Source organism: Neobacillus drentensis, from assembly GCF_036966985.1.
Lineage (GTDB): Bacteria > Bacillota > Bacilli > Bacillales > Cytobacillaceae > Neobacillus > Neobacillus drentensis_E.
Genome location: NZ_JBALSN010000092.1, coordinates 13,048 through 40,025 on the forward strand (window position 1 = coordinate 13,048; position 26,978 = coordinate 40,025).

Genomic DNA, 26,978 nt, shown 5'->3' on the forward strand with positions numbered 1-26,978 from the left:
TTCGATAAATTCTGCTATTCTAAAATATAGTTCAAAATACCGTTGTGGAGGAAAACTAGATGAGAGCTAAAAAAAAGAAAAAGAGAACGTGGCTCCGCGTAACTGGAACTGTGTTAATTTTACTATTAATTGGAGTAGGTGTTTATGCCTATTCCGTATATAATTCATTAACAAATGCTGTCGAAACTATGCATCATCCTGTCGACCGGACATCAGATAAGCGGACTGAGGAAGTATCCTTGCAAAACAAACAGCCGTTTTCCGTTTTACTTTTAGGGGTCGATCAGCGTAAAGGGGATAGAGGCCGATCAGATACCATGATTGTTTTATCTGTTAATCCAAAACTCAATTCGGTAAAGATGCTTAGTATCCCACGAGATACACGTACGGAAATTGTCGGAAAAGGTACAGAGGATAAAATTAATCATGCCTATGCATTTGGCGGCGAAGAAATGGCAATGAACACGGTTGAACACTTTTTAGATATCCCAATTGATTACTTTGTAAGAGTGAACATGAAAGGCTTTAAGGATATTGTTGATGCCGTTGGCGGAATAACAGTGGATAATGATCTGGACTTTTCTTATGGCGGCTATCATTTTCCTAAAGGGGAAGTGACCTTGAATGGCAAAAAAGCTCTTGCCTATACTCGAATGAGGAAAGAAGACCCGCGCGGAGATTTTGGCCGCCAAATACGCCAGCGTCAAATAATCCAAGGCGTTATTAAGGAAGGTGCCAGTTTATCTTCACTTGCCAATTACAGTGATATATTTACTGCACTCGGGAAAAATGTAAAAACAAATCTCAACTTTGATCAAATGGTTTCTATTCAAAAAAACTATAAAGGTGTTAGTGGTAATATTGATCAAATGACCATCGAAGGCAAAGGAACAAGAATTAACGGTATCTATTACTATGTCGTTTCCGATGACGAAAAAGAACGACTTCAAACAGAAATGAAAACACAGTTGGAAACTACTTGAGGTAACAAAACAGTCTGCCAGAAGATTTGGCAGACTGTTTTTTTATTAGCATTATTCATTAATTTCATACCAATATTCATTTCCTAATGAATCACGATATTCGATCAAATAATAATACCATGAATATTTTGATGGCTTGGTATAGACAAGCGTATTCGAACCTGACTTCACCGTATATTGCTTTTGGGCAATTTGCGGACTGCCCTCATAGCTATAAACATGAACGGTAGCCGTAACCTGTTGCGTTGTGTTAATTTTCAGCTGTAATTGATCGTTATAAATTTGATCGGAAGCTAAGTGAAAGCCAAAACTATGTAAAATTAACCACGCAGGATTACCTGTTGAAGTCATTTTCCCTTTAACAGACTTTTGCCCGTAGGCATTCTTAGCGGTGATGACATAATAATAAGTGTCATCCTTTTCATCGCCACTAAGCCAGCTAAAATATTGGCCGCCTTCGTTTACTGCTTTATCTTGGTCAATGGTTTTAATCTTTTGATTTGATTGATTATAAATTTCAATTGTCACATTTGCTGCCCGTGATAGTTTGTAATGTACCTCACTGCCTTCACCTGGATAGAACATGACGACAGCAGGATAACTAATCTCGATTTTATTGAGCTCGACATGAACATTTCCCGAGTAGATTTGAGTGATATTATACTTATCAACAACTTTAATTTTAAACTGATATAGACCATCGTTAAGCTGGTTGTTGGCATCATCCGTCCCATTCCATGTAAACGAGTGCTGCCCCGCTAATTCGGCTGCATCTGTTTTAATAGTAGATAGGCGTTTACCGCTTTGATAAATTCCAATTGTCACCTTTCCAGATTTGTTTAAGGTATAGCCGATGGTCATGGTTCCTTTTGTTTTTAAATAATAATCTTTCCCCGTCGCAATAGAAGGCACACGCCAGTCCTGCAGGATCAGCGAAGCGCTGTTCATCTTAGTTAAATTCCCAGCCAAATCCTTTAACTGAACGAAGTACCGATAATTCCCTTCAGGTACCAGTTGATTTTTATCATTTTTCCCGTTCCAACTAGCAGTGATTGTTCCAACGCCCACTTTTTTATTAATTAACTTCTTAATGATGGTCCCTTTTTCATTGACAACAGAAACGACCATATAACTGGTTTCTTTTACATTCACTTTTATGGTGTTCGTGGTTTTTGTATTCATTTTAAAGAGTGTGGATGATAGCGTGATTTTCCCTGTTGGACGGACACTGTCTACTTTTAGCTGAACCTTTTTGGGTTTCCCTTTTTTATTGTGGCTATCTGTAAATGACAAGACAATCTGGTAGGTCCCATCCTTGACTGGATGCCCTTTGGTTGTTTTCCCATTCCATACGATTGAATGCTTACCGGCTGCAATGGTTTTTTTTGAAAGAATTTTCTTTACTGTTTCACCAGCCTTATCCGTTACAATAGCAGATACCTTCACTTTTTGTGTCAACTCATAAGGAATGGTAACCTTTCCACTTACACTCGGAGAGTAGGAGTAGGTGCCTGACACCAAAATAGCAGGTTTCGTATGATTAACAACCTTCATCATCGTGCTTTTATAAAAGCTGTCGGAACCGTTGCTGATTTTCACTTCTACTTTATAGGCCCCCGTCGAAACAAACTTTTTACTTGTTGATTTTCCATCCCAAGATGCGGAGATTTTCGCTCCTGTTGAGGTTTTATTAGATAGTATTTTCCTGACCGTTTTTCCGTGTGCATCTTTGATCGATAAAGAAACCTTGGTTTTACTTGTGGTTTTAAAAGAAAATGCTGCTTTGTTTTCCCCTGTCATGGTATAGGTTTTCGGAGCCGTGATGGTTGAAATTGGGGCAGGTGTATTAGAAAGCGCCTTATATGCATCAATTCTTCCGTACCCGTAATCTTCATCCCATCCCCTGCTGCCGAGATCGACTGTTGATTTTTTAAGAATTGTTTCTACCTGGCTGGCACTTAGAAATGTATTCTTTGCCCGGACGAGTGCAGCAATTCCTGATACCATCGGTGCAGCCATGGATGTCCCGTCATAAGAAGCATACGTGCTTCCCGCTATCGAGGAATAAATATCCACCCCTGGAGCAGCAAGGTCAATATAATTTCCATAGTTTGAAAAGCTGGCAATTCTATCGTTTCGATCAGTTGCACTTACACCCAACACACCCTCAGATGCGGCAGGATACATCGGAAAAAATGTACTAGAATTACCGGCGGCAGCCACGAGGATGACACCTTTTGATTTAGCATATTTTGTAGCAGACTCTAGTAAATAACTATAACTATCATCGCCGAGGCTCATATTGATAACATCAGCGTGGTGGGCAACGGCATAATAAATGGATCGGATGACTGTATCCGCACTTGCCTGATTTCCTTGAAAAACGTTAATTGGCATGATCTTTACATCTGGAGCAATCCCAGCGATCCCAAACTTATTAAAACTTGCTGCGATAATGCCAGCTACATGTGTAGCATGTTCATCGGGATCATAACTTGAAGAACCATTTACCGCATTATAGGGGCTGACAATTTTTCCTCTTAGGTCTGGGTGATCCTTCTGAACACCGCCATCGATTACCGCAACGGTAATTTTCGAAGACCCCTTTGTTTTGTCCCATGCTTTTGGCAGTTGGAGTTTGGAAAGGTACCATTGCCGGCTATAGCTCGGCTCTTTGGGTACATACGTCTTTTTGTATTTGTAGTTTGGCTCAACTAATAGCACTTGTTTATTCGTTAATAACTGTTTCGCAATCGCGGTTAAATTCGAACCGGGTGTGACTTTAACTAAGGAGAAATCCTCATCTAATGGAGTTACTTCTTCTACATCCACTTTTTTCAGGAGGTCCTCCCGTTCCGTTTGTGTTGTATCTGGCGCAAATTTGACGATTAGTTCTTCGGCAATATATTCCGCCTTCTCCTTAAACAAGACATCTGGATCGATTTTCTTTGGATGGGCATTGATCCCATCGGCACTGGCATCCGAAGACATAAAAAGTAAGCTGAGCACTATCAAGCTCAGTGAATAAATATATTTCACTAGTTATCCCCCATTATATTTCTCGTAAAATGTCATTCTATTTTATTAATCTATTCTATCATTTTGTAGGTAGATTAGGGTGCATTGGAAGTAATATTATTTTGTTGGCACTAATATGAAAAGAGGAAATCGGCAAAGTGCTGATTTCCTCTTTTCATAAGATTTTTTTGGCCGGTTGGTTATTTAATAGTTAAGGTTCCATCTTCATCAGTACTGTAGTAGGCATTCAGTCCAGCTTTAGTACCGATTTGAAATTCAACTTTCCCCTTTGGCATATTTACGTAACGAACATAATTTTTTCCTGCTTTATATGTATGCCATGCGACAGGTTTGCCAAAATACTTTTTCATTTGACTAGCTGTTACTTCGTTGAAAGCCATTTATCTATCAAAACAACTTTTTGTCCTGATGAAATTTTCGTGTCTGAATTTCCATAAAAGAATCCGTAATAAGCATTTTTCGTATTATAGAAAAGATAGGATTCAGATTGTCCTACTTTCCCTTTTTGCTTCTTTTTCAACGTTTTGTAGGTCATGTTAACATTCCCATAGACCCCTTTTAACTTTCCTTTCTTAGCTAGTGCAGCAAATTCCTTATTGACATATGTACTAGCGGATGTTGTGTCTGGCTTTACTGTTGTAAACAAAAGAACAAAAGCCATCACAACCAATGTAATTCGAATCAATTTACCCATATCCTAAATCCCCCAAAAATACCATTTTTTCTAATATTATACTAAATTCAAGTGTTGATTAAAATACCTAGAAACTTACAAACCTTCTATTAGAAACTAGCAAACTTATTCATTTAGTTTTGTAAAATAATTCCAATTAAAACAAATGTCCATCCTGAGCGGACAAATATGTGGTTTTGTCCACGAGCGGTGCCTGACACCTTATTATAACGGATTTGTCATGAAACTAGTAAGCTATTGAAATATTTGTGTAATATTATTGTGGTAACTTTTATATAACAGTAGAAAGGGGTTTTAGAAATGAAGAAATTCCTCGTCATGTTTGGTTTGGCAGGTATGATATTATTTGGAAGTAGTCATGGAGCATCCGCAGCATCCAATACATATAAAGTTAAGAGTGGCGATTCACTTTATCGTATTGCAAAAACATATAAAATCTCGGTAAGTACATTAAAAAAATGGAATAACCTTAAATCAAATACGATTCACCCAAATCAAAAGTTAAAGATATCTGGCACAACGGTAAGTAAACCTGTCGCTAAGAAAACGAAAACTACCACAACGAGCTCAAAGAAGCAAAAAGTAGTAAAAACAATTACTGTTAGCGCGACTGCCTATACAGCAAATTGTAAGAACTGTTCTGGCATCACGGCTTTAGGTTTAAACCTTAAGAAAAATCCAAAACTTAAAGTAATCTCTGTTGACCCTAAAGTCATCAAGCTTGGTACAAAGGTTTATGTTGAAGGGTATGGCTACGCGATCGCCGGTGACACAGGCGGAGCGATTAGAGGGAAAAAGATTGATATCTTCGTTCCTTCTTATAAGAAAGCAATTCAATGGGGAAGAAAAACAGTGAAAGTTCAAATACTAAAATAATTAAAACTAAGTCCCAAGGGAATTTATTCTCTAGGGACTTTTTAGTTTAATCTAGAATAAAAAAACAGCACCCTGATCACGAATGATCGAGTGCTGTCTTCATTTTCTGCGCCATTTAATGATTGGCACTTAAAATATTAAACTGGCATTGGCACCACTTTTTTTAGAGTAAATACCATAGTTGTCTTATTTCCAGCTGCATCTGTTACCACTAAAGTATGTTGTCCCTCTGTAGAAACTACAGCTCCTGATGTAAATGCTTTTCCATCCAATGTTGCTTTTCCTTCGTTAAAAGAGATAGTAACATCCTTGTCATAAGTTACGTTATTCTCTACTCCAGTTACCACTGGTGCTGTTTTATCAATAGTAAACACTACAGTTCGCTTATTGCCAACCGCATCTTTTACCACTAATGTGTGCTTTCCATCTGTTTTAACCATTGTTTTAGTACTAACTGTTTTTCCATCTAATGTCGCGGTTCCTTCATTAAAGGAGATGGTAACATCTTTGTTATAGAGAGCATTATTGCTGATTCCACTTACCACTGGTGCTGTTTTATCAATAGTAAACACAACAATTGTATTGTTTCCAGCTGCATCTTTTACCACTAAAGTACGTTTTCCTTCTGCTTTAGCTACATATTTTGTTTTAATGGCTTTTCCATTTAATGTGGCTTTTCCTTCATTGAAGGTAATTTTAACATCTTTATTGTAAGTTTTATTGTTGCTTACTCCACTTACCACAGGTGCTGTTTTGTCTTTTACAACGACTGTTTTAGTTTTACTGATGTTCCCCGCTTTATCTTTGGCTGATAAATATAGTTTTTTGCCGGCCTTCTGTTTCGGAATCGTTACTTTAAATTTCCCTTTTGAGTCCGCTTTTTTTGTGTATTTTTTGGAGCCAATTTTAACTGTTACAGTTGCTCGCTTTTCTGTTACGCCTGACACTTCTTTTGATTTGTCTGAAACCGTACTAACGGTTGGGAAAGTTGGTGCTTTGAAGTCGATATTTTTGTAGTATGGAGCTGCTAGTTGATTAAAGGTCTTGCTTGATCTAGTAATAATCACTTTCGCCCCGATCTTTACCTTGCTAAATAATTCAACTACCTCTTTATTATGCATTCGGATACATCCACCCGAGATATATTTCCCAATCGAACTTTCATCACTATTCCCGTGAATTGCATACGGATAGCCGCCATTTTCTTGTTTACTTAACCCCAACCAACGTTTTCCAAGTGGATTGCGAGGATCGCCGCCAGGAATATTATGTTTATAATAAGGTCTATTTTTAATCTTTTCCCTTATGTAAAAAGTTCCTTCTGGTGTCAGTTTTGATGTTCTACCTGTTGCAACATTGTATGTTTTTACCAATTTACCATTCTCATAAAATGCTAGTTTATTAACCTTTTTGTTAATAATGATTAGTTGTTTCTTTGATATGGTGCTAGCCTCAGCTTCTTGAGCATGTGGAAAAACAGAAAAACCTAAAAATAAAATAATAAATCCAATCAAAATACGTCTTAACACTAGTGTACCCCCCTGTAATTTCCATTTATTACTACAATATTACAATATTACTACAATACCATAATTGATGTTTTAATAGAAACAGATAAACCTTATATTTATTTCGGCAATTTATTACAAATTTCTCAAATTATATTTCGACATTAAAATTGTTTTTCACAGACCTAATATAGCTACATAGTTCGAATTATCTTGCTGCTACCACTTCAGTTATCTCGTCATTTCTCGGGAAATAACAGCATTTTTCTCATTGACTGACAACCTTTCTTATTAAATATTTAGAGAAAAATGGAAAAAATACGGATTTTATGTATCTTTTTGTAGTAGGATAGTAATAGTTTCAAACTATCCTAGTATTATTGGAGGGCACGAGATGCTGACCACCGCCCAACAAAAAGTGAAGCAGGAACTGGAAGAATTGCAACTTAACGCCTATATCCATCCAAATGATAAACAGTGTCTCCTAGTAAAAGACATTCATCTAAAAAGATAATCATATTTATAACGGGTTTCATCCTGTTGATGGTCACTTGTTCACTCTTATTAAAAAACTTTTGGACTCAAAAGGAACTAGGGATAACCTCCTATTTAACGAAAGTTCATGACTATTACCAGCAAAGTGAAACGATACTGATTAACTTTTTGACTGGTACTCTTGGTAATTTAGCTCAAAGTAAAGCAGAACAAGAAAATCTTTTAGTTAAAGTAAAGAACCTAAAGACACCAACTAACTTTCAAGAAAACCAACAGGATTTAATAGCTGTAATCCAACACCGTCAAGACATGATGAAATACTTAGAGGGCCCCACACATTCCGACCAGATTCAATTAAGTCAATCTTTAATCGAACTTAGTGTGAAGCAGGAATTGCTGCGGATAGTTTAATCAAAGGTTTTGATAGGGAAAAGATTAAGTATCAACGGAAAGAGAATGGGACCATTCAATACTGGATAAACAACCAATCCTATCTAGCGAAACAATAAAAGTGGCTGCCGAAAGCTTCGGCAGCCCTTTCATTTATTCTACCTTATGCGTCCATTCTTCTAGTTGATCTGGAGGAACTGTCATTTTCTGTCGCATGTTTCGTTTTTGAATTATTTTCTCAGACATATGAAGACTGATGTGGAGAATTAAAATACCCAACGTGAAATATTCCACTGCATAATCGATATAGTACCATGAGAGTGTAGCCGTAATATCGTATAAAGCATGGACAATAACCGTTAGCCAAAGGTTCCGCGTCCATAATAGAATCATTCCAAACAAAAATCCCATATTCGCGAAGGTAACAATGGCCCCAATTCGAATCGCCCATGGCTGTTCGGTATCGAGCGTATGGTCAATCCCGAATAGAATAGAAGTGATAAACAAGGCGGCCATAAGGAATACATCCCTTGATCCCCTCTCCCAGCGCCGCGGAAACACCTTTTTAAAAACTAGAAGCAGTAGAATCATATAAGCAAGCCGCCAAACTTCTTCCAGGCCAGCCAATAGATCATTATAAATATCCGTACCAATCGAATCTATTTTTTCAAAAAAGTCCCCAATCGGTTGCTCTTGAACGGCAGGGACTTCCGGTTCATTCCCTTCAAAGACTTCTGACTCAGTGTATTCTTGAACATATTGATCATAATCATTGTTAAAATCTTCAAAGGTGAGACTAGAATAAATATTAACAAACGAGCTGCCCAAGAAAAAAATTAAAAAGGCACCAGTGAATTGAAGCATATGCTGGCGCGGGCTTTTTAAGTGAGCTTGCTTGCCTCTTAGTCTAGGATAAAGCTTCCAGCCGATAAAAAATGAAGACACCATGACAGCGTCATAAAATGTACTGGCCAAAACGCTATAACGAGTAAGATAAAGGAGAATTTCCGCACCAAATGTGACAATAAGCATGGCAAATAGTAGTTTTTTTGAAATCGGTTTAGTTAAATTTGTTGTCATCTCCATCATTCCCTACTTGAAAAATTTCGCGGAGAAATCCCGTTTCCCCTTACCTGCCTAAAATCTTAACTGCAATAATTCCCAACGCATTCATAAAAAGCAGGAATAAGAAACAGAAAAACATCCACTTCCATTTTCTCGTCACGAAATGATCCCCTCATTTTTTCAAAATTATATTAGTAATAATTTAGCATATTAATAGTTAATATTCACCCCTATAATCTTTCCAGAGATAAGAAAATTATTGTGATTTTTCATGGCGCGGAGACATAAGATTGTACAAGCAGTCAAGTTTTAGTCAGTATTTTGTTTCCATGTTAATCTTTTAAAAAGTTAGGAGTTTTGCTGAATGAAACGTATTGTTCCTATCATTATTTTAATCGCGCTGATCTATGTATTATCAACAACAAATCCTAAACGTTCTGCCTATATCGACTGGGTTAATCACAAAACTATGGATAAATCTTCAAACTTAATTGAAAAAGGAGTTTTATCCCTCGCAGGGGAATCCATTTTCGATGCAGGAACCACACAGAAGGACTATTTCATATTCTCCATCTATAAAACTGACTTTTCTGAGGTAGGTTTTGGAAAAGTTACGTCCATTGGCATATTAAATAAATTCATTACCATTAAGAGTTCCGAATAACCAAGAATATCAAAAAAGACCAACCAGGCATCTGCTTATGCCTAGTTGGTCTTTTTCGTTTATTCACTTTCTTCCACTTGGAAAACTGGTACGCGAATAGATCCGCCATTTTCGTCGGTAATATCTTCATAACTATTAAACATTCCAATAACTGTATAATTTTGATAGACGATGAAATCGGTCTCTCCCTTTAATAACGCATACGTTTTCTCCCATTGCCCGGTGCTATCATTAAAGGTTTTTGATAAGGTTACCAACGCTCCGCCATTTTGTAATGTATCAGCAAAGGCGGTGAAGCGGACTTTCTTCCCATAATAGTTTGCTAAATCTTTAACTTCAATATCAACATAATCAACTTTAATTCCATTAAACTGATATTGTCCATTACCATCGGGGGCGAAATATGCGATCTCTCCCTCGCCCTCCCCAACCGGGTTATCGACGACTAACACATGATTTGGGTCAACCGTTAACTGATCAGCTTCTACATCGAGGATTTTCACCATGGACCCCGATCGGACTTCGTAGGCTAAATAATGATGGTTCCGCTTGGTGGATTTGGCATCCATATAAATTACCGGATTACCTGCCGTACTTAAACTGTTCTGGAAGGAAAGCTTGGTAATACCCGTTGTCCCATCTAAGGTCCCCTCCGTTACCGCCATGGCTTCCTCTCCCATCAGCTTGCCAAAATAAATCTCACCGTCACCCGAGATAGCAGCCACAATACTGTCTGCCCCCCATTTGTTTCTCGCAGTCACAGAATCAAGAAACTCTTTTCCTGTATACAAACGTTGGAGGACACGAACCGGTTCATATTTATCCCATAAAAGATTGGCATTGGCAATTGATTGGGCAGTATCTTTTAATGGTTTTAGAGCTTGATAGATATTGATTGCATCCTCATACTTATGTGCATCTGTCAGCTGATTCGCTTGCTTAAGGATATCAGCTGTTGAGGTCTCAATATAAGCAAATACCTTGGCATCATTCATATTTCCTTCGAGCTTCTTCATCGTATTAGCTGACTCGGCAAATGCTGCATAATCCTTCTTATTCATCGCATTGGTTACGATCTCTAACAGATTTTCATCCAGTGCTTGTTCGAGCCAGTCTGAGTTCATAGACAATACCCTGAGTGCACTAAATTGTCTGTTTCCTTCATCTACAATGGAAGAAACAATGCCAGATGCAATCATCTTTTTAAACTTCACCTCATAATACTTTTGGAACGATTTTTCAATCGTAGTTGTTCTTGCACTTAACTTCTTGCCATAATATTCAGTTGGAATTTTGTTGAGGACATGAAAAACCTCTTCCTCTTCACTAATACCATTCACAGCATCATTCTTTAATTTATCAAGATACGTCTTCTTAATCGCAGCAAAATACCCCTTCATATCCTGATCTAACTTCGTCAATGCAACCATTTCCCCGTACATATCTTTTTGGACGCTGGTGCCTGACACCCATTTTTTCTGACTTTCCTGCCAGCGCTCATACAGCGAAACTAGGCTGTCGAGGTCATTTTCTTTATTATAATCAGCTGCTTTTTCATCGATATCTTCCATGACTTCACGAATTGGGGACAGAATCGACAACATAATATTGATGTCTTTATTATGGTCGGAAACAGAAACGTTAAGTTTGGCCTCATGGAACTTTTCCTCTGCCGCTACTAATTGGCCAGCCTTAAATAAGCGAACAGCTTCATTGTAATTGGCAATTTTTTGATGGGCCATGATGATTTTTGCGCTAACAAGTACAATCAAAATAACAAGGACTAGCAGGAAGAAGTTCCTAGACATATTTACTTTTCGATAAACGGTATATTTATACATGATAAATATTAGATCCTTTCTACGACACAAACCGCTTAAAATCTGGATCATAATGATACTTCATTTCAACTAACCGCTTCGCTCTTTCCTCAAGACTTCCCCAATCGGTATCAGGGTTTGCAAGGAGGATATTGCATAGCCTTAAAAATCGGTCCTTTGGAAAATATTCAAGAAATTCCTCAATGAACTCTGAGAATTCCAGAATATACAGTTTCATCCGCAGCGTAGTCCCTGCGACAGCGCTAAGCGATTCAATTCCAAAATCCCTGATAACGGCATCACGATAGTGAATAAAATAAGCAATACATTTTTTAGTAAACAGAGCCCGATTGATTTTTAATACCTCCAGGGCATATTTTACAAAATCCTTATCATAGGATGATGGAATAAGAGTTTCTAGTTCAAGCTCCATATCTTTTCTAAGGACAATATCATTTAAGACCATGACTCGGCGCATTTTAACTTGATCGCTATAGATCAAATCACCAATCTCACGCAGTTTTTCATAAGCAGCTGCCAGCTTTTCCTCTTTGACATCCTCTAGAGCAAGGTCGCAATCAAACTGAATACCATCCCGAATTTTTCGAAGGTCCACGCGCAATAGCTTTTTCAGTTCAGTAAAATATTCACTTTTTATAAAAGCAAACGTGAGAATGATATAAACTATCACAAAGATAATCCCGGTGATTAGCGAAAGATAGAGTGCCTTTACAGTTGGTGCAGCAATAATTCCAATACAAACCAAAATCAGTATTCTAATGGCCTCAGTAACTAAACGCTTTTTAAAAATCGAATGGGCCAGACCTTCGAGACCCATAAAAGTGGAACCACATTCTGGGCAAGCTAGGTCTTTTAGAACAGAGTACCGATTGCACTTTTTGCACATTTTTAGCTTTTGGAAGCGGTATTTCGTCCTATTTTTCTTGGATAGCTGGATGGCGTGCTTATCCATTAGAATCACCCTCATTCAACATGATGACCAATTCATCATCGATATCTTCGAAGTTCCCGCTGTTCCGCTTGTTTTTAACTAATTTATAGGTTTTCCAGCCAAGGATTAAAACTAGTATACTCGTGAATACAATATTATACATGCTGTCTCCCTTCTAAGAACATTTTCTATTAAAATCGTTCATTTTCCAAAAAATACATTAAGGTTATTATAAGGTTAATATTTTAATATTTAAAGGCAGGATAAGTTTGGGAATATTATGGGGACGATGGTAAAATGGGAGTATAATGCGAAAAATTGTAAGTATTGCTCGAAAATGGAAACTACTTTTGGAGGTTGCACACAAATGTTAAAAAAATGGATAAGTAGTTTTATAGTAATCGCGTGTCTTTTCTTCAGCATGAGCTATTATAGTGTACGTGCTGCCAGTCCAATAAATTCCACTTCCCGGATCGAAGGGATGCTGGTCGTGGATGTTAGTAATTCAATGAAAAGCAGCGACCCAAAGAATATTAGCAATGAAGCGATGAAGATGTTTATTGATATGGCCTCCATTAATGGTGATAAAATTGGCGCCATCTCCTATTCCGATGCCGTAATGCGTGAAAAAGCATTCGTTAAAATCAGCTCGAACCAGGATAAAAAGGATCTTAAAGACTTCATCGATTCATTGGAGAAATACACATATACGGATTTATCTACCGGGGTTAAAGAGGCTGTAAAGGTGCTGGATTCCAGCCATGAACAGAACTACTACCCGCTGATTGTCCTTCTTGCAGATGGAAATAATGAATTAAATCCCAAGAAGTCCAAAACTCTTAAAGAGGCCAATAACGATTTGGAAAAAGCCATCGATGCAGCAAAGGCAAAGGGTTATCCGATCTATACGATTGGCTTGAACGCAAATGGCAAGCTAAACAAGGATGTTCTCACCAATGTTGCGGATCGCACAAATGGTAAGTTCTTCGAAGCAAGCTCAGCCGATCAGCTACCTGGCATTCTTAGTGAAATCTTCGCCAACCACCTAAAGTTAAAAATTGTTCCCCTCGACCAAATGGTCGGGAACGGCCAATTTCAAGATATCAGCATCCATGTCCCGAATGAAAATGTTTTAGAAGCCAATATTTCATTGATTTCTAGTAAACCGGTCGAGGTAAAGCTCGTTAATCCATCCGGTCAGGAACTTGCTATCCCTTCAGACCAAGTCCTTTTCTCCCAATCAAAGACCTATTCGATGGTAAAGCTGTTAAAGCCTGTCCAAGGTGATTGGACGCTGAAGGTTAAAGGGATTGATAAGGATAAGATCGATGTTAATCTCGTTTTTAACTATGATTTACAGCTTAAGCTGGCACCACTGGCCAAGAAAAGCTATAAAGCCGGCGACACTGTCAAGATAAGTGCCTTTTTTGAAGATAATGGAACTGCCATTTCTGATAAGGAAATCTATCAATCAGTGAAAGCAACCCTTTTTGTAAAAGACCTCGATAAAGGAAAAATTAAGGAAGTTGCTCTAAATTCAAATAGTCAGGGTTTTACAGGAGAACTCAAGCTTGGGAATGCCTCTAGTTATGAGGTGGTAGTAAAAGCGGAAGACAACAGCTTTTTCCGGGAAACCACACCGCTAAAGATAACTGTACAAAAAACAGCGAATTCTTCTGCAGCAGTCAAACCGGATAATACAGAAAAAGATGATCCTTTTTCTTGGCTGTATGTTGTAGCGGCTGTTGTTGGCGCCCTTCTGGTTGCAGTCCTTGCCTACATCCTTTTGGCAAAATTGAAACAAGCCAAGCGCGGCTTCAGCGGGCAAATTGTCGTGGAAATTAAGGATGAAGATACAGGTGAACGCAGCAATCCAAAATACAAAAAATTAAAAGGCTTTAAAGGGAAATTTCGCATGCATCAGTTACTAGCATTGGCACCTGAGTTTGCCGAAACCGAGCAAATCATTTTCAAACCATATGCCGGTGATAAGCTTCTGCTCATCAATAACTCTGACAGTACCGTCGAAAAAGGCGGACGCGCCATTGATGCCAAAAAAGGCTTCGAAATAAAGAAAAATGACCGTCTCCGGATCGTTCTAAAAAGGGTTAATAAATCAGTATATATTGAGTATATCAGTTAAAAGAAAAGCGGAAGCGCCTTGTCCAGGGGCGACAGGCATAAGACGAGCCGGCGAGAAGGTTGCTCTTTAACCTTCTTGACGGATTGGCTTATGACCCCGAGCCCCTAGGCGCTGCAGCTGGACAAAATGATTTTAGGGTGTCAGGCTCCACCATTTTTGGTGCCTGACACCCTAAATTGAATCTTTTTGAGATTCTTTTTCGTCATATAAGTGAGAAATTTTGAACTTTTTACAGCCAAGGAGGAATTTTTGCATGAGAGCAAGTGTGAGAGAGCATATTCAGCAGTTAGATGTTTCCTTAGGCGGAGGGATTATTTCAGAGAAAATCCGCGTTGATACCATAGATAATCCAATGCTGGTCATTGGCCTTGGCGGCACAGGCATCGATGCCCTATTACGCTTGAAATATCAAGTCAATCGACGATTCAAGCTCCCGCAAGACCCCTTATCCAAAAAGAAAAAGGATAAGCCCAATAATATTGAGTTCTTAGCCTTTGAAACAAATGAATATGACAAAAATAAAAAGTACAAGGGAATCGGCCTTGATCCAAACAAAGAATTCGTCCTCCTTTCCAACCCAGAAATCGGCGGCCTGCTCCAAAATCGCAGTACGATTGAGCCCTATATAAAAGAATGGCTCTCACCAGAACTCCTCATTACCGATGGGATCAGTGGTGCCTCGGGTGTTCGTCAAGCCGGCAGATTACTACTATTCACCAAAATCAACCAGGTTGTCCAAACGATTGAACGGAAAATCGAAGCGGTCCTAGAAGGAACTAATAAACGGTTATATGTCTTCATTCTAACCGGCCTGTCCGGCGGTACCGGCAGCGGCTGCTATCTTGATATTTCCTACATCACCCGCGGGATTATGGAGCGTAAATTCGGACCGACCGGCGTGGATAAAGTCAGTATTCTCGGCTACCTATTCACACCAGATGTGAATTTATCCAAACGCGGCCTAAGTTCGCACACCGTTGAATACATTGAGAAAAATGGCTACGCTGCCTTAAAAGAACTCGATTACTGGATGAATGCCGATGAACGAAATGAACGCTTCAAACAGCGGTACGGCAGCCTCTTGGAGGTAAATTCCCCCATGCCGCCGTTCAATCTCTGTCACTTAATCTCCGGGACGAACCTTGAGGGAAAATGGCTCGAGAACGCGTATGATTACTGCATGAATGTCACCGCTGAAAATATTACCAACTTCATGGCCAATGAGGAAAAGCAATCGGGCGAAGAGTTCGCAATCCATGATTATATTAGTAACATCCGGACCAATATTGCCCAGATGCCAAAGCCATATGCCGCCAACTATCAATACAACATTATTGGTGCATCGATGGCGGAAATACCGCTTGAAGAAATGACCACCTATATCGGCTATAAGCTGTTTGAGAAAATGAACAGCATGTTTGATGCTGGTCCCGATCAAACGGAGGTCGAGCAGTTTTTAGAAAAACTCCGGATTGATCCGGATTCCGTCCATCACCGCTTTAATGAACGAGTCCCAGAGCCCTTATCCGGTTTTGAAAATAGTGACCGCTTCTCCTACAACAACGTAATCAAAACATCTGTCATTAATATCGATGACGAATTAGATCGTGAATTTTTACTGAAAGCACAAGAACAGTACCGAAAATGCAAGAAACAGCTCCCTGGTGAAATAATGGAAGAATTCCGCCGTCAAATTGAGCGCCTCTTCCTTCACCCGAAAAAAGGTCCGATTTTTGCATCGCGTCTCATCTATTCAAATGATGGATTCTGTCTGTTAAAAACTTTGCAAGCTTATATGGAAGGACTTCGTGACCGCTTAGAGCGCCTGCCTAGAGCGATTCAGTCTGAACAGGAATATGCCTTTAATAAGCTTGAAGATGCGAGAAGTGCCTTTATTTCAAAGGATCGTAAAAAGAATGCCTATATTGAGGCCAAGCTGAATGAATATGATGCCCGGGCAGAAAAGGTCCGCCTCGAAGAAATGATTGAATTCTATGAGGACTTGTACCAGCTGCTCAATAGTCAAAATAACAAAATCTATGAAGTATATAAAGAAATCCTCGAAACGCTAAAGGGAATCTTTGAAAAAAATGCGGATATCCTGGTTGATGGTGAGGAAGTCAAACACGATCATGACGTTACCTATTATTGGCATTTGGTGAGTGTACCGGATGTTGCCCGTGAAATCCAGCGGATGTTCGATTCCAAAGATGGCGAATTATTGGTTCAGCAGTGGTCTGAAATGCTCCTAGAGAAGTCAACCTATTGGGTCAAGGAATCAGATGTGGATGTCGTCGGGACGGTGTCTGAATTCTTAACGGACCAGTTCGGTGAATTAATAACCAAATCGATGGAAGACTTTTTACGAATGAAATACGGCGAAGATCAACCGATCGATAAAATTATTGAGGATAAAATTGCCGCACGACTGGACCGAGATGCCTTGCCTGTATTCCACCTTGCCAATAGTAACGGACAGCTGCACTTCCCACAATGGGGCTTTGTCTCCGTTCCGGTAAAGGCACCAAATATTTTCAATGGAATTAAAAATTTCGAAAAGCATTCCTTGAGCCATTCACGGTTCACGATTAAGGAAAGTGAGCTGAAGAATCGAATATTCTGGCTGAATACGAAAAATGGGATTCCGTTGTTTGCTTATTCGCCACTAGCTATCTACGAAACTTCCTATGAAAAGACCATCTTAGAAAAAGAAGGCGTCGGCCGCCATCTCGTCCAAACGGATAAAGAAAACTGGGCCTACCTCCCATCACCGATTCCGGAAAAGTCATGGGGAGATACGTACAAAAATGAGCGCATCAAGCAATACAATGCCAGTGTTCGCACCCTATTTGATGAGGCTTCCGAATTAAGATGTATCTCAGAAAAAAATGCGGATCATAATACAAGCGCACGGTTCCAATGCCATTTTACCAAAGAGATTAGTCTGCCAGATTTATATGCACAGTATGAAGTTGACCCGAATCAGATTGAAAAGGCAAGCATCGGAAATCTAAAACAAGTGCTTACGAAGCTCAAAGATATGTCCTCAGGCGGGATGGAGTCAGATGGTGTAAGTGATATTTTCGGAAGCACCAATTTGGAATTAGCCAAAGAAAACTTCATTCGCTCACCAAAGCTAATTGAAAAGGTGAAAATAGAAGTAAGAAAATATCGTCTCATCCAAGAAAAGATTGCTGAAATTGAGCAATGGATCGAATCGCAGAAAGACAGGGAAGTTTCACTGAATCAGTTTATCCAAGCGGTTTATACAAAAACGATTCGGAAAAGAGGTGCTCTTTATGTTTACGATAAAGAGATTGAGGAAGATGCTTGGGCACCGTTCGTAAACCTGATGAAGACGACAAAATTTGTAGATTTTGAAATCTATCAGGCTTTCAAATCGCTGAATCCTAAACAAATGGCCCAACTCGAAAAGAAATCGGAACGCCGGAGCAGTGACTTGATTAATCAAGAACAGGCGACAGAACTGATTGCTGCCTTAGAAGAAATGGCCGCTTCCTATCAAAAGGAAAAAGAAGCCCTCGATTATGACTACAAGGATTTTGCGAACGGTGAAGAATTGTACAGCTTCTATAAAGAAATGATGATTAAAGTTCAAGATATGCTGCGCCAATTAAAATCATAATGACAGCTTGATAAGAATGCAGAAATGATGTGGCCACATGCAGGATTTGCTTGTGGCCCAAACCATATCTTTGTAATTTTCAAGTGGTGGAAAGTTTTTCAGATGAGGGGGGAAACAACTTGAGAGACCTTTTACAAACGTATGCACACACTTTTTCCAACCAACTAGAAAAAATGACGCTAGAGGTAAATGAACAGCGGAGTGTGAACCATCCGGTTGTCTTCTTATTTCTGGGTGACCTTGTTTTGGATGCCCTTAAATCAATCATAAATATTAATGAAGAAAAATGGAATAACAGTTCCGGTGTCCTTTATTTTCATGCCTATCAAACAGAGACAATCACGAAATCAAACGTACTTTCTATTCAACTTCCTGATCAGGGATTCGATCGAAAGACCAAAAGAAAAGATATATACGAAGCTTTTTGTCGTGATGAAGAAAAACTGATTGAACTGAATAAGGCCTATCGACTGATTACATCCAAAATAGCAGAGTATGGGAAGGTGTATTCTTCCCTTCAAAAAGTAAACCTGTGCGTGGTCACAGCCATTGAAGACCCTGCGAATATTCTCATTCAAGAATTTACCTTATTGTTAAAAAGTATTCTTCAAGAATCATTTCGATTGGTCGAAGTGGATCTTTATGGATTAATAATGGAAAAACAGGATGGCAATAATTTTGCCCTTTCAACCGCGCTTAGGATGAGCTTTTTCAAAGAATTAGATTGCTATCAAAGCGATGAATACACCTTTCTTAAGAACCTCCAGCTGACAGAGGATCACCTGCGGCTGCCGGTAAGTCACCCTCCCTCCCCACTCTTTGACATGGTGTATTTACTAAGTGATAAAAATGAAGATGGTTTACTATCAAGTGAAGCCGTGCTGCAAAACTATGAAATGATCAGTAATCTTAATCTTTTAAAAAACCGCAAAATGATCACGGATTACCATGAAAAGATGGACAGCTATAATCATGCGGCTTTTCGAAAGGGGATTCGCGGAAATTCAAAGGAACCCGTGTATGCCTCATCAGGCTTTTCCAAGGTAAATCGTCCGAACAAGGCGATTGCACTTTATGCTGCAAGTCATTTTTACAATGAGCTAATGGAAGCATTGAAAGCTCCCATTTCCCAGCCCAAGGAAAAAGTTCTCAGCTTATTAGCCCTTTCAGAGCATTCTTTTCAAAAGTATTATTATGAATGTCTTCCTTCCATTGATAAACTTCTGGACATGAGTGGATTAATCGGTTCGACGAATTCCTATCAAACCGTGAAACATATGTCTGTCAGAGATGCGGAGGATTACTTGTTCGAGAGTGGAGCGGAACAATTCTTCGCTGCCAACTTCAAAGAACCAGTCCGTGAGCGCCTGGAGCAGTTGAATATGAAGTCACAGGTCCAGCGCTATCTTAATGAGAATATGATTCAGCATGAACAATACGGTTTATATTGTGCTTATATCTGGACTGCCGATGCGGATGATTCAGCTATAAGTGTTATCCAAGAGATTCATAAAATGCTCCAAGATACGAAACATGAACAAGTAGAAAAACAAGCAAGGCTCGAGCACTACTATCAGCAAATGGTCGATAGCTGTGATTTTAAAAAGAGTTATCTACCTTTTTCGGATCGGAAAAACATGCAAAATTTCCTGCATTTCTTATTTGACGCGATATATGGCACCAAGTATGAAATGCTCAAACTTGATGTGAAACGGGAGATTTTAAAACAGTACTTAGAGGTACTTGAAGAAAATCACTTGAAATTACGCACCAAACTAGATGTTCTCAACGAAGTTGGTTCTTATTTAAAACAGACAGCGGCGGAAAGCCTTTATGAGGCTGATGATTATTTAGATAAAAATATTCCCGAATATTATGCGGAGATCATTGCAGGCATTACTGCAAAATTAAGGGAGAAACGCGGGGCTCACTTCTTTTCTGACGATCGCTTTTTTGGAAACTTGCTAGGTTTGATTGAAAAAGGAGGCAAGCCGCTGCTGGAACGAGTCCTGGATGTCTGCAGCCGTGAGGTACTTACCCAAGAGGAATTTCACCGCAGTTTTGAAGATGAACTGTTAGAACGCGCCAATGTGATCACTAATTATGAGAACAGAGATGTCCTTTCAAAAAGTGAATTATTTAAGCAATTATATAACCGCCTCGATGACCAATCACCGATACAGATTGAAGTGTTTAATTACACTCATGAGCACCGTTATGAGGAAAAATACTTCTTTGGTGATTTTTACAGCAAATTCATGGAGTTCGCCTTAGAAAAAGAAAATGAAACCAGACAATGCAAAGTCGGCTGTGCCCATGAAAAAAAGGCAAGCGGGATTGAAAAGCTCACCCTCATGGGTGGATTTCATTTAACGGACTTAATGTACTATCGAAATGGTGAAAAATACTACAGGGCTTATTGTGATGAGGGATTTGAATTCCACTCGCAATCCGTTATTAGCAACTCTATATCATAAGGAGTATTGAAGATGCCTGTCCGAAAATTTAGCTTTCTGTTTTTTGTATTTAGTATCCTTGCCGGATTGATTGGCGCAGTGGTTGGTGAATGGTTCATATCATCCTATTATGGTGTTTGGCCCAATATCCTGTTAATGGGTGTCTACTTTGCTCAATTAGCCTTCATCTTTGGACTTTTCTGCTTGGCTGCTGAGTTGATTACACCAGTTATAAATGGGCGCAGCTGGCGCTTAGAATACTCTGGATTCTCATGGAAGATTCTTTTCCCAGCAACCTTCGTGATGCTGTTTGCTGCCGGAGTTCTCTTTCAATTCTTGTACTCTCTTAATTTTTCAAACATAAAACCGCCTGATGATATTGTCCTAGTACTTGATACTTCGGATAGTATGAATAAAACCGACCCAAATCATGAAAGCTTAAAGGCGGCGGGAAAACTAATTACCAGGATGAAGCCAAATCATCGTGCCTCTGTCCTCTCGTTTAACGAAAAAGCGGTGATTACCAAATCGATGTTTAACATTAGCGATAAAGAGGAACGGTCGGATGCCCTCAAACAAATCAATGAGTTAACTGCCTCGGGCAGCACTGATATCGGCAACGCCTTGGATACTGTGATTCAAGAAATTGACACCCATCACCAAACAGGCCGCAAACCAATGGTGATTCTTTTCTCCGATGGATACAGCGAACTGGATCTGAACGAAGCTGTCGAGCCATATCAGAACAAGGACATTATTATTAATACGATTGGGATGAGTAAGATTGATAGAAGCGGCGCACGACTCCTGCAATCGATTGCCTCAAGTACTGGCGGTTCCTTCTCTGATGTGAAAAATGCGAATGAATTAACGAATGTTTTTGAAAAGATTTACCTTGAAAACCAAGACCGGCTCCTTATGACAGAACGACATGGATTGTTTCAAGACAGCATCTATCTTTCAGTTCTCCGCGTCGTCTTCCTTACGTTAATCGGGGCCTTATTCGGGCTTGCCTTGGGGATTATTTTTGACAACCGCTATTTGGCAAAAAGCTATGTGATTACTGGGCTAATTGCAGGAATCCTTGCAGGATTATTACTGGAACTTGGACTCAAAAACAATATGCTGGGCGGATTCACCCACCGGGTAACGGCTGACACTCTCTTAACCGCATTAATGGGATTGGGGACCATGTTCATTCCCATTCGTGAAAAATTTACTGGCCGCTCGAGTCGCAGCAGTGATGTACCTGATTTTTCGCAAAGAAGCTCAGTCCCGACAAGGGAGACCTTTAAAAAGGGATTTTGATTATAAGCAAGGCGGTGCACGTCCGCTTCGCGAAAGTATTCTACTAGAAATAGGGTGATTGTTGGTGAATTGGGAAACCATTTCTTCTCCTGATCATGAAATAAAAGATATTAAAAAGACAATAAGAGATTCTGAAGTTCATTTAACATGGTTTTGGTCGAAGGATGTTGACTTTGTCTACATCTACAAAACATCTACTGATGAGATGAAGCCGCTCCATGAGCTCAAGTTACAGGACTTAAAGCTTTACACACGGGAGGAATATAAGGCAAATCAAGGCTATCCTAGCAGGATTGATGGGATTGGCCGAACAGCGTATCGTATTCTTCCCTGCCAAAAGCGGGAGGATAAATTGATTGTTTTCAACCAGGAAAATGATCATAATCTCATTAATATTTCAGGATCAAAAGCAAGAATTTATTTTTCCATTTGCTATAAAAATAAGCTCTTCCAGGCACGCAAAAAAGTACAGATGTCGATTATGACCGAATTGCCACTCGAAAAAGATCTGTTAGTATATGTGAAAAAAAACGGAGGAGCTCCCGTTTCAGTTGAAGATGGGACCGTCTATCCATTTGTACGAGAGTTCCCCTCAGGAAAAACCGTGCTGCCAGAGATTGAAATCGATAAGAATGAGTTTATTCGCATCTTTTTTAGCCATGGAAAAAAATCAGCGCAAAGCTATGAGTTAATTCCACAATAAGGGAGATTATCCGAATGTTCGCACTGTTAAAACGAATGTTTGAAAAAAAACAACCGCCCAAGGAAAGGCTGCCATTTTATGATATAGTTTGTCCTTATTGCTTTTCAAAGTTCCATCATGAAGAGGTTGTTTTCCGAGCCGCCCATCATCGCGACGATGATGAAACATTAGCCCTTCAAGAAGATGAATTGTTAAACAATTATCGGGAAAAATTTGGGCTTGCCCCAATTGATGAACTCGAGGCGATTATCGATCCCTCCATGATTCCCGATGAAAATAAAATTTATTCCAACCGTGTGCTTATGGGCGTATCTGATAAATATTCAGTTGTGACGAGAAATCGCCTTTGCCCTTCCTGTCACAATGATCTCCCCGTCACTGCGGGAAAACATCCAAGTAACATCGTTTCCATTGTCGGTGCAACATCGGTGGGAAAATCTGTTTATATGACATCGCTGATTCATACCCTTCAGCATCTGACGGCCAACAATTTCGATGCAGCATGTATCCCGCTTGATAACGAAATTAGTAAACGATTTCGGGTGAACTATGAAATTCCACTCTTTGAAAATGGGAGTCTATTACAATCAACCGAAAAATCGAACCGCCAGGAGCCGTTTATTTTTCAATTCATCTTTAAGGATGATGATCAAGCCCCATTAACGCTCGTCTTTTTCGATGTAGCAGGCGAGGGAATGACAGACATGGACTATATCAAGCTTCATGCCGCACATATCAAAAATTCTTCAGGAATTTTATTCTTAGTGGATCCAATGCAAATCCGCGCCATTCGTGAAAAGCTAATCCATCAAATGGGTGAAAATCCTGGGAAAATTGTTGGTCAAGGCGATGAGCCACGCGAGGTGGTCATTTCCCTCTTTGCAGATTTCATTGCCCATCTCGAAGACAGCAAAACGGATATTCCAACGGCAGTCGTTTTAACAAAGAGCGATCTCCTAAATTCCTTAAAAGACGACGATGGAGACTATATCCGGACAAATAGTAATGTGTTTCGCCATGTGATTCACCGGGGTTACTTAAATTTAGATGAGTACGAAAATATTAATGGGGAGATTAGAAGATTCCTAACAAAGGTAGATACCCCATTTGTGAATGCCCTTGATGTTTACTTTCGGGATACCTCCTATTTTGCCGTATCTGCCCTCGGCAGCAATCCTATCGATCAACAGGTCAGTGGGATTATTAGTCCGATTCGTGTCGATGAACCATTTATTTGGCTGCTTTATAAGTTGGGCTATATAGAAGGGAGAAATGAGAAGTGACCGGCAAGTTGATTGCACAACAAATGTATACACGCGAACGGGGCGGCGTTTTTCATGCTACTGACGGATATGATACCATTGCCATTTCCGAGAGCCTTGATAAAGCCTTTATAAAAAAATACTTACATCCCTTTTGTATGTATCATGCGCCAAAAACCCTAACAGAACACGGTGAAAAGGATCCTACTCTCTATCCAGAAGCTGTGACCCTGTTTCAGCCTGAAACCGGTGACCTAGTCATCGGTCAGGCCGTCTTTGTTCCGGCAGATTTTACGGGGAGCCGCAGCACGTATTTTATGCATAACTATATTATCCCTCCAGGTCTGAAGGATGAGTGGGTCAAACAGCCGGAGAGATTATTTCAATGGAACGAGTTTCACACCTCTTATGATATCGAATCAGGGATGATCCTCCCTGACGTAGAGGCAATTGAATATAACACGACTGATATTCTCGCTGTGAAAGAGGAATTGTTAGTCCGCTTAGCGATTAGCGAGGATCAATTCAAACAGCTTTTATTTGCTGTAATGACATCCATTTCAGGCAAGAAAAAGGTGTTTATTTCACTGGATGTACCGCTGCAAGACTATACGAGCTACGCCCTATTACTATTAGAGTTAATTACTGTATATTTACCCTATGCTCACCGCCGGAAACTTGGAGCCATCACCTTTACAAGCGCACCAGAAAGCAAAAATTATATCCATGTCACTTTTTTTGAACCCGGGACATTAAACACAGCCGATCGCAGCATCGAAAAGCAGTTCATTTTCGACTTTGCCGCTGAACGAATCTCCGGTGTTGATATTGGAGGCCAGACACATGAGTATTTGGATTATGTGCTCGAACATTTTTCAACTTCAGATCGAATCGATTCATTCTTTGAGTTTGCTGACCATGCGTTATCTGGCTTACCTGAAGAACAAAAGCTGGAACGATCAAGCTACTATCAGCTGACTGACTTATTTTTAACTTTATCAAAGCAAGATCCATCATTCTATGAAAAAAATAAACTTGGTTTTTTACATAGTTTACAAAAGTTCTTGCAGGTAAATAGTGCAGAGAAATTCGATCTAGTGGATCTCTTTTTCAAGCTGCTTCATCAGGAAAAAATGGCTTCAGATCCGAAAACAGCTCTCGATTACATCCAATCGGTTGTTTCTTTGAATTCAATCCTAAGATGTGATGAGGCCACTATCTTCTTACTCGAGACATTGAACCATCATCAAAGAGATCCGCTTTTCCATAAGTTATGGAAGGAAATTGAACAGGACCAAGTGACTTATCAATCCATCGTTCTGTTTATGAATAACCATCCTGATTATAATGGGCTCCTTGAAGGCTATCTGATGGAACGTTTAAAAAAGGCCGCTGGAGTCGACGAAATTCTTTCAGAGTTACAACAAATGTTAGAATTACCCTCTCTTTTAGAAAATGAAACATTTAAAGCTGTTTTCATAAAAAAACTTTCTTCCGCGATAACCTATCATTCATTTAAGGATATCTTAGCCATTAAGAACTTTTCCATCGACCGGGAAAGCACTGAATTTAAACACTTTAAAATGGTATTGCTCGCAAATGGAATCATCATCTTATTGCGTTCTATTCGTCTGGAGGAACTGACAGTAACTGAAATCATGTCCTTTGGCCAGATTTTTACAAAGGGACTAAATATTAGAGATTTGAAAGATCCAAAGGTAAAGGAAAATTATCAGATTATCCATGCCCTTTACGAAGTAGTCAGCCAACCCGCTCATGCAGATACGTTTAATTTCGGAGCTTTAAACGGAGCAAGCCGCTCTAAACTGAGAGGCACGCTTAAACATGTCCTGCTCAGCCAATCTAATCCTGAGTATTTTCCGCTTTTATTCATGGCTTTTGAAACGGAGGGCAGCGGGGTAGACTATCAAGGTTTATTAGAATACCTGATTAAAAACAGTGACGATCAAACAATTCTAGCCTTTATTCATGCCAATACACGACTAATTGACTTGTACCCATTTTTTAGAGCATCGTTGAAAAAGTATTTAATCATCCATCCGGAATCAATTTGGAAAAATAAAGCCCTTAGGAAAGAACTTAAATTAATTAAAAATTACAGTTTAAAAAATTTACTGAAGGAAGTGGAAACTGAAACGGCCGCCCCTTTAGTGAAATTTTTAAAACAGTATGGTCTGAAACTCTCGGTAGTGTTTGTACTGTTTGGCGGTGTTGGTGGTGGAGCCTGGTATGGGGTAAACAAGTTTTTCAGTAAAGACAAAACGCCTGCACCTGTCGTTAAAACAACGGAGACAACAGAAGACGCAGCAACGAAGGACAGGAATAAGCAAACGGTTGAACGTATTGAGACCTTAGATTCCTTCAAAACTGCCAATTTAGGAACAGACGGACACACTTTCTCCATAAATATGGAGGGAAAAAGAGCTAAAACTATTTATGGACAAGTTCAGAACGGTAAGCAAAGTATTTTATTAACGGATAATCAGGATGTAAATTACCTGTTAGACCTGACAACCCCATCTGAAGCAAGCCCCTTTGATGAGAACATGATCCTGAAAGAGGGATTCTCCCTCTCAAGTACAGAACATGATTTTACAGGTGATGGGGAACCTGAGGTCGTCCTCGCTGCGAGTGACAATTTTGCAGAATCATATATTTGGATTTTTGCTTTAAATGGAACAGAAAATGTGGGGGAAGCGCTCACACCTCTACTTGTCCAAGATGCAAAGGCTGATGTCCAGTTGGTAGGGAATAAACTAATATTATCCAAAGCGGAACCTGAGCTTATATACGAGTATTCAAAGGAAGGGCAAAAGTTTGTGGAGACAATAAATGAATAAATGTTGTTCGGTAGGGCATTCCTTGAGGGATGCTCTTTTTTTACAACTAGCAATTCGTAAAAAAAAAACAAACATAACAAAAAAGACAACCTGTATTCAGATTGTCCTTTTCG

General features: G+C 39.5%; 19 protein-coding genes. 11 read left to right on the forward strand and 8 right to left on the reverse strand.

Features of this window, described 5'->3' with window-relative positions:
- The first annotated feature begins 59 nt into the window (after window positions 1-59).
- Window positions 60-983, forward strand: a complete 924-nt coding sequence (tagU, locus tag V7659_RS06620) for a polyisoprenyl-teichoic acid--peptidoglycan teichoic acid transferase TagU (RefSeq protein ID WP_335453443.1) — start codon at window positions 60-62, stop codon at window positions 981-983.
- Window positions 984-1,034: 51 nt separating this feature from the next.
- On the opposite strand, the gene V7659_RS06625 is transcribed toward tagU, so the two are convergent.
- The 3 genes from V7659_RS06625 to V7659_RS06635 form a co-directional block, all read right to left on the reverse strand.
- Complete coding sequence (locus V7659_RS06625) at window positions 1,035-4,022, reverse strand: S8 family serine peptidase (protein ID WP_335453441.1); 2,988 nt, start codon at window positions 4,020-4,022, stop codon at window positions 1,035-1,037.
- Between the two features lie 179 nt (window positions 4,023-4,201).
- Complete coding sequence (locus V7659_RS06630) at window positions 4,202-4,402, reverse strand: hypothetical protein (protein WP_335453439.1); 201 nt, start codon at window positions 4,400-4,402, stop codon at window positions 4,202-4,204.
- Window positions 4,384-4,716: a hypothetical protein gene (locus V7659_RS06635; protein WP_335453437.1), complete on the reverse strand. Its 333-nt coding sequence runs from the start codon at window positions 4,714-4,716 to the stop codon at window positions 4,384-4,386. Before V7659_RS06635 ends, V7659_RS06630 begins: the two co-directional genes overlap by 19 nt.
- A 300-nt stretch (window positions 4,717-5,016) precedes the next feature.
- Between V7659_RS06635 and V7659_RS06640 the strand changes: the two genes are divergently transcribed.
- Window positions 5,017-5,592, forward strand: coding sequence for a 3D domain-containing protein (locus V7659_RS06640; RefSeq protein ID WP_335453435.1), 576 nt, complete (start codon window positions 5,017-5,019; stop codon window positions 5,590-5,592).
- A 137-nt stretch (window positions 5,593-5,729) separates the two neighbouring features.
- Here V7659_RS06640 and V7659_RS06645 read toward each other — a convergent pair whose 3' ends face one another.
- The gene (locus V7659_RS06645) at window positions 5,730-7,121 is read right to left on the reverse strand and encodes a L,D-transpeptidase family protein (protein WP_335538941.1); all 1,392 of its coding nucleotides are present in this window, start codon (window positions 7,119-7,121) and stop codon (window positions 5,730-5,732) included.
- 519 nt (window positions 7,122-7,640) lie between these two features.
- Between V7659_RS06645 and V7659_RS06650 the strand changes: the two genes are divergently transcribed.
- Window positions 7,641-8,006 (forward strand): hypothetical protein, encoded by a 366-nt coding sequence (locus tag V7659_RS06650; RefSeq protein WP_335453431.1) that lies wholly within the window; start codon window positions 7,641-7,643, stop codon window positions 8,004-8,006.
- A gap of 132 nt (window positions 8,007-8,138) precedes the next feature.
- On the opposite strand, the gene V7659_RS06655 is transcribed toward V7659_RS06650, so the two are convergent.
- Window positions 8,139-9,065: a CPBP family intramembrane glutamic endopeptidase gene (locus tag V7659_RS06655; RefSeq protein ID WP_335538943.1), complete on the reverse strand. Its 927-nt coding sequence runs from the start codon at window positions 9,063-9,065 to the stop codon at window positions 8,139-8,141.
- Between the two features lie 349 nt (window positions 9,066-9,414).
- Here V7659_RS06655 and V7659_RS06660 point away from each other — a divergent pair, with 349 nt between their 5' ends.
- Entirely contained in the window at window positions 9,415-9,714 is a 300-nt protein-coding gene (locus tag V7659_RS06660; RefSeq protein ID WP_335453427.1) for a DUF4359 domain-containing protein, read from the forward strand.
- A 59-nt stretch (window positions 9,715-9,773) separates the two neighbouring features.
- Here the strand turns inward: V7659_RS06660 and V7659_RS06665 are convergent, their stop codons facing one another.
- From V7659_RS06665 to V7659_RS06675, 3 genes are read right to left on the reverse strand one after another with little or no spacing between them, the layout of a single operon-like run.
- On the reverse strand, window positions 9,774-11,555 hold the full coding sequence (locus tag V7659_RS06665) for a hypothetical protein (RefSeq protein ID WP_335453425.1): 1,782 nt from the start codon (window positions 11,553-11,555) through the stop codon (window positions 9,774-9,776).
- Between the two features lie 19 nt (window positions 11,556-11,574).
- Window positions 11,575-12,507, reverse strand: coding sequence for a hypothetical protein (locus V7659_RS06670; protein WP_335453423.1), 933 nt, complete (start codon window positions 12,505-12,507; stop codon window positions 11,575-11,577).
- The gene (locus V7659_RS06675; RefSeq protein WP_335453421.1) at window positions 12,500-12,649 is read right to left on the reverse strand and encodes a hypothetical protein; all 150 of its coding nucleotides are present in this window, start codon (window positions 12,647-12,649) and stop codon (window positions 12,500-12,502) included. Before V7659_RS06675 ends, V7659_RS06670 begins: the two co-directional genes overlap by 8 nt.
- Window positions 12,650-12,853: 204 nt before the next feature.
- Between V7659_RS06675 and V7659_RS06680 the strand changes: the two genes are divergently transcribed.
- The 7 genes from V7659_RS06680 to V7659_RS06710 all read left to right on the forward strand — a co-directional run bounded on the left by V7659_RS06680 (window position 12,854) and on the right by V7659_RS06710 (window position 26,865).
- On the forward strand, window positions 12,854-14,629 hold the full coding sequence (locus tag V7659_RS06680; RefSeq protein ID WP_335453419.1) for a vWA domain-containing protein: 1,776 nt from the start codon (window positions 12,854-12,856) through the stop codon (window positions 14,627-14,629).
- A gap of 253 nt (window positions 14,630-14,882) precedes the next feature.
- Window positions 14,883-18,275: a tubulin-like doman-containing protein gene (locus V7659_RS06685; protein WP_335453417.1), complete on the forward strand. Its 3,393-nt coding sequence runs from the start codon at window positions 14,883-14,885 to the stop codon at window positions 18,273-18,275.
- Between the two features lie 119 nt (window positions 18,276-18,394).
- Window positions 18,395-20,752, forward strand: a complete 2,358-nt coding sequence (locus V7659_RS06690) for a hypothetical protein (protein WP_335538944.1) — start codon at window positions 18,395-18,397, stop codon at window positions 20,750-20,752.
- 12 nt (window positions 20,753-20,764) lie between these two features.
- Window positions 20,765-22,039: a vWA domain-containing protein gene (locus tag V7659_RS06695; protein WP_335453413.1), complete on the forward strand. Its 1,275-nt coding sequence runs from the start codon at window positions 20,765-20,767 to the stop codon at window positions 22,037-22,039.
- 64 nt (window positions 22,040-22,103) lie between these two features.
- Window positions 22,104-22,742 (forward strand): beta-mannanase, encoded by a 639-nt coding sequence (locus V7659_RS06700; RefSeq protein ID WP_335453411.1) that lies wholly within the window; start codon window positions 22,104-22,106, stop codon window positions 22,740-22,742.
- Between the two features lie 14 nt (window positions 22,743-22,756).
- Window positions 22,757-24,025, forward strand: a complete 1,269-nt coding sequence (locus V7659_RS06705; RefSeq protein ID WP_335453409.1) for a TRAFAC clade GTPase domain-containing protein — start codon at window positions 22,757-22,759, stop codon at window positions 24,023-24,025.
- Entirely contained in the window at window positions 24,022-26,865 is a 2,844-nt protein-coding gene (locus tag V7659_RS06710) for a hypothetical protein (RefSeq protein ID WP_335453407.1), read from the forward strand. The genes V7659_RS06705 and V7659_RS06710 overlap by 4 nt, the downstream gene beginning before the upstream one ends.
- The last annotated feature ends 113 nt before the right edge of the window (window positions 26,866-26,978 follow it).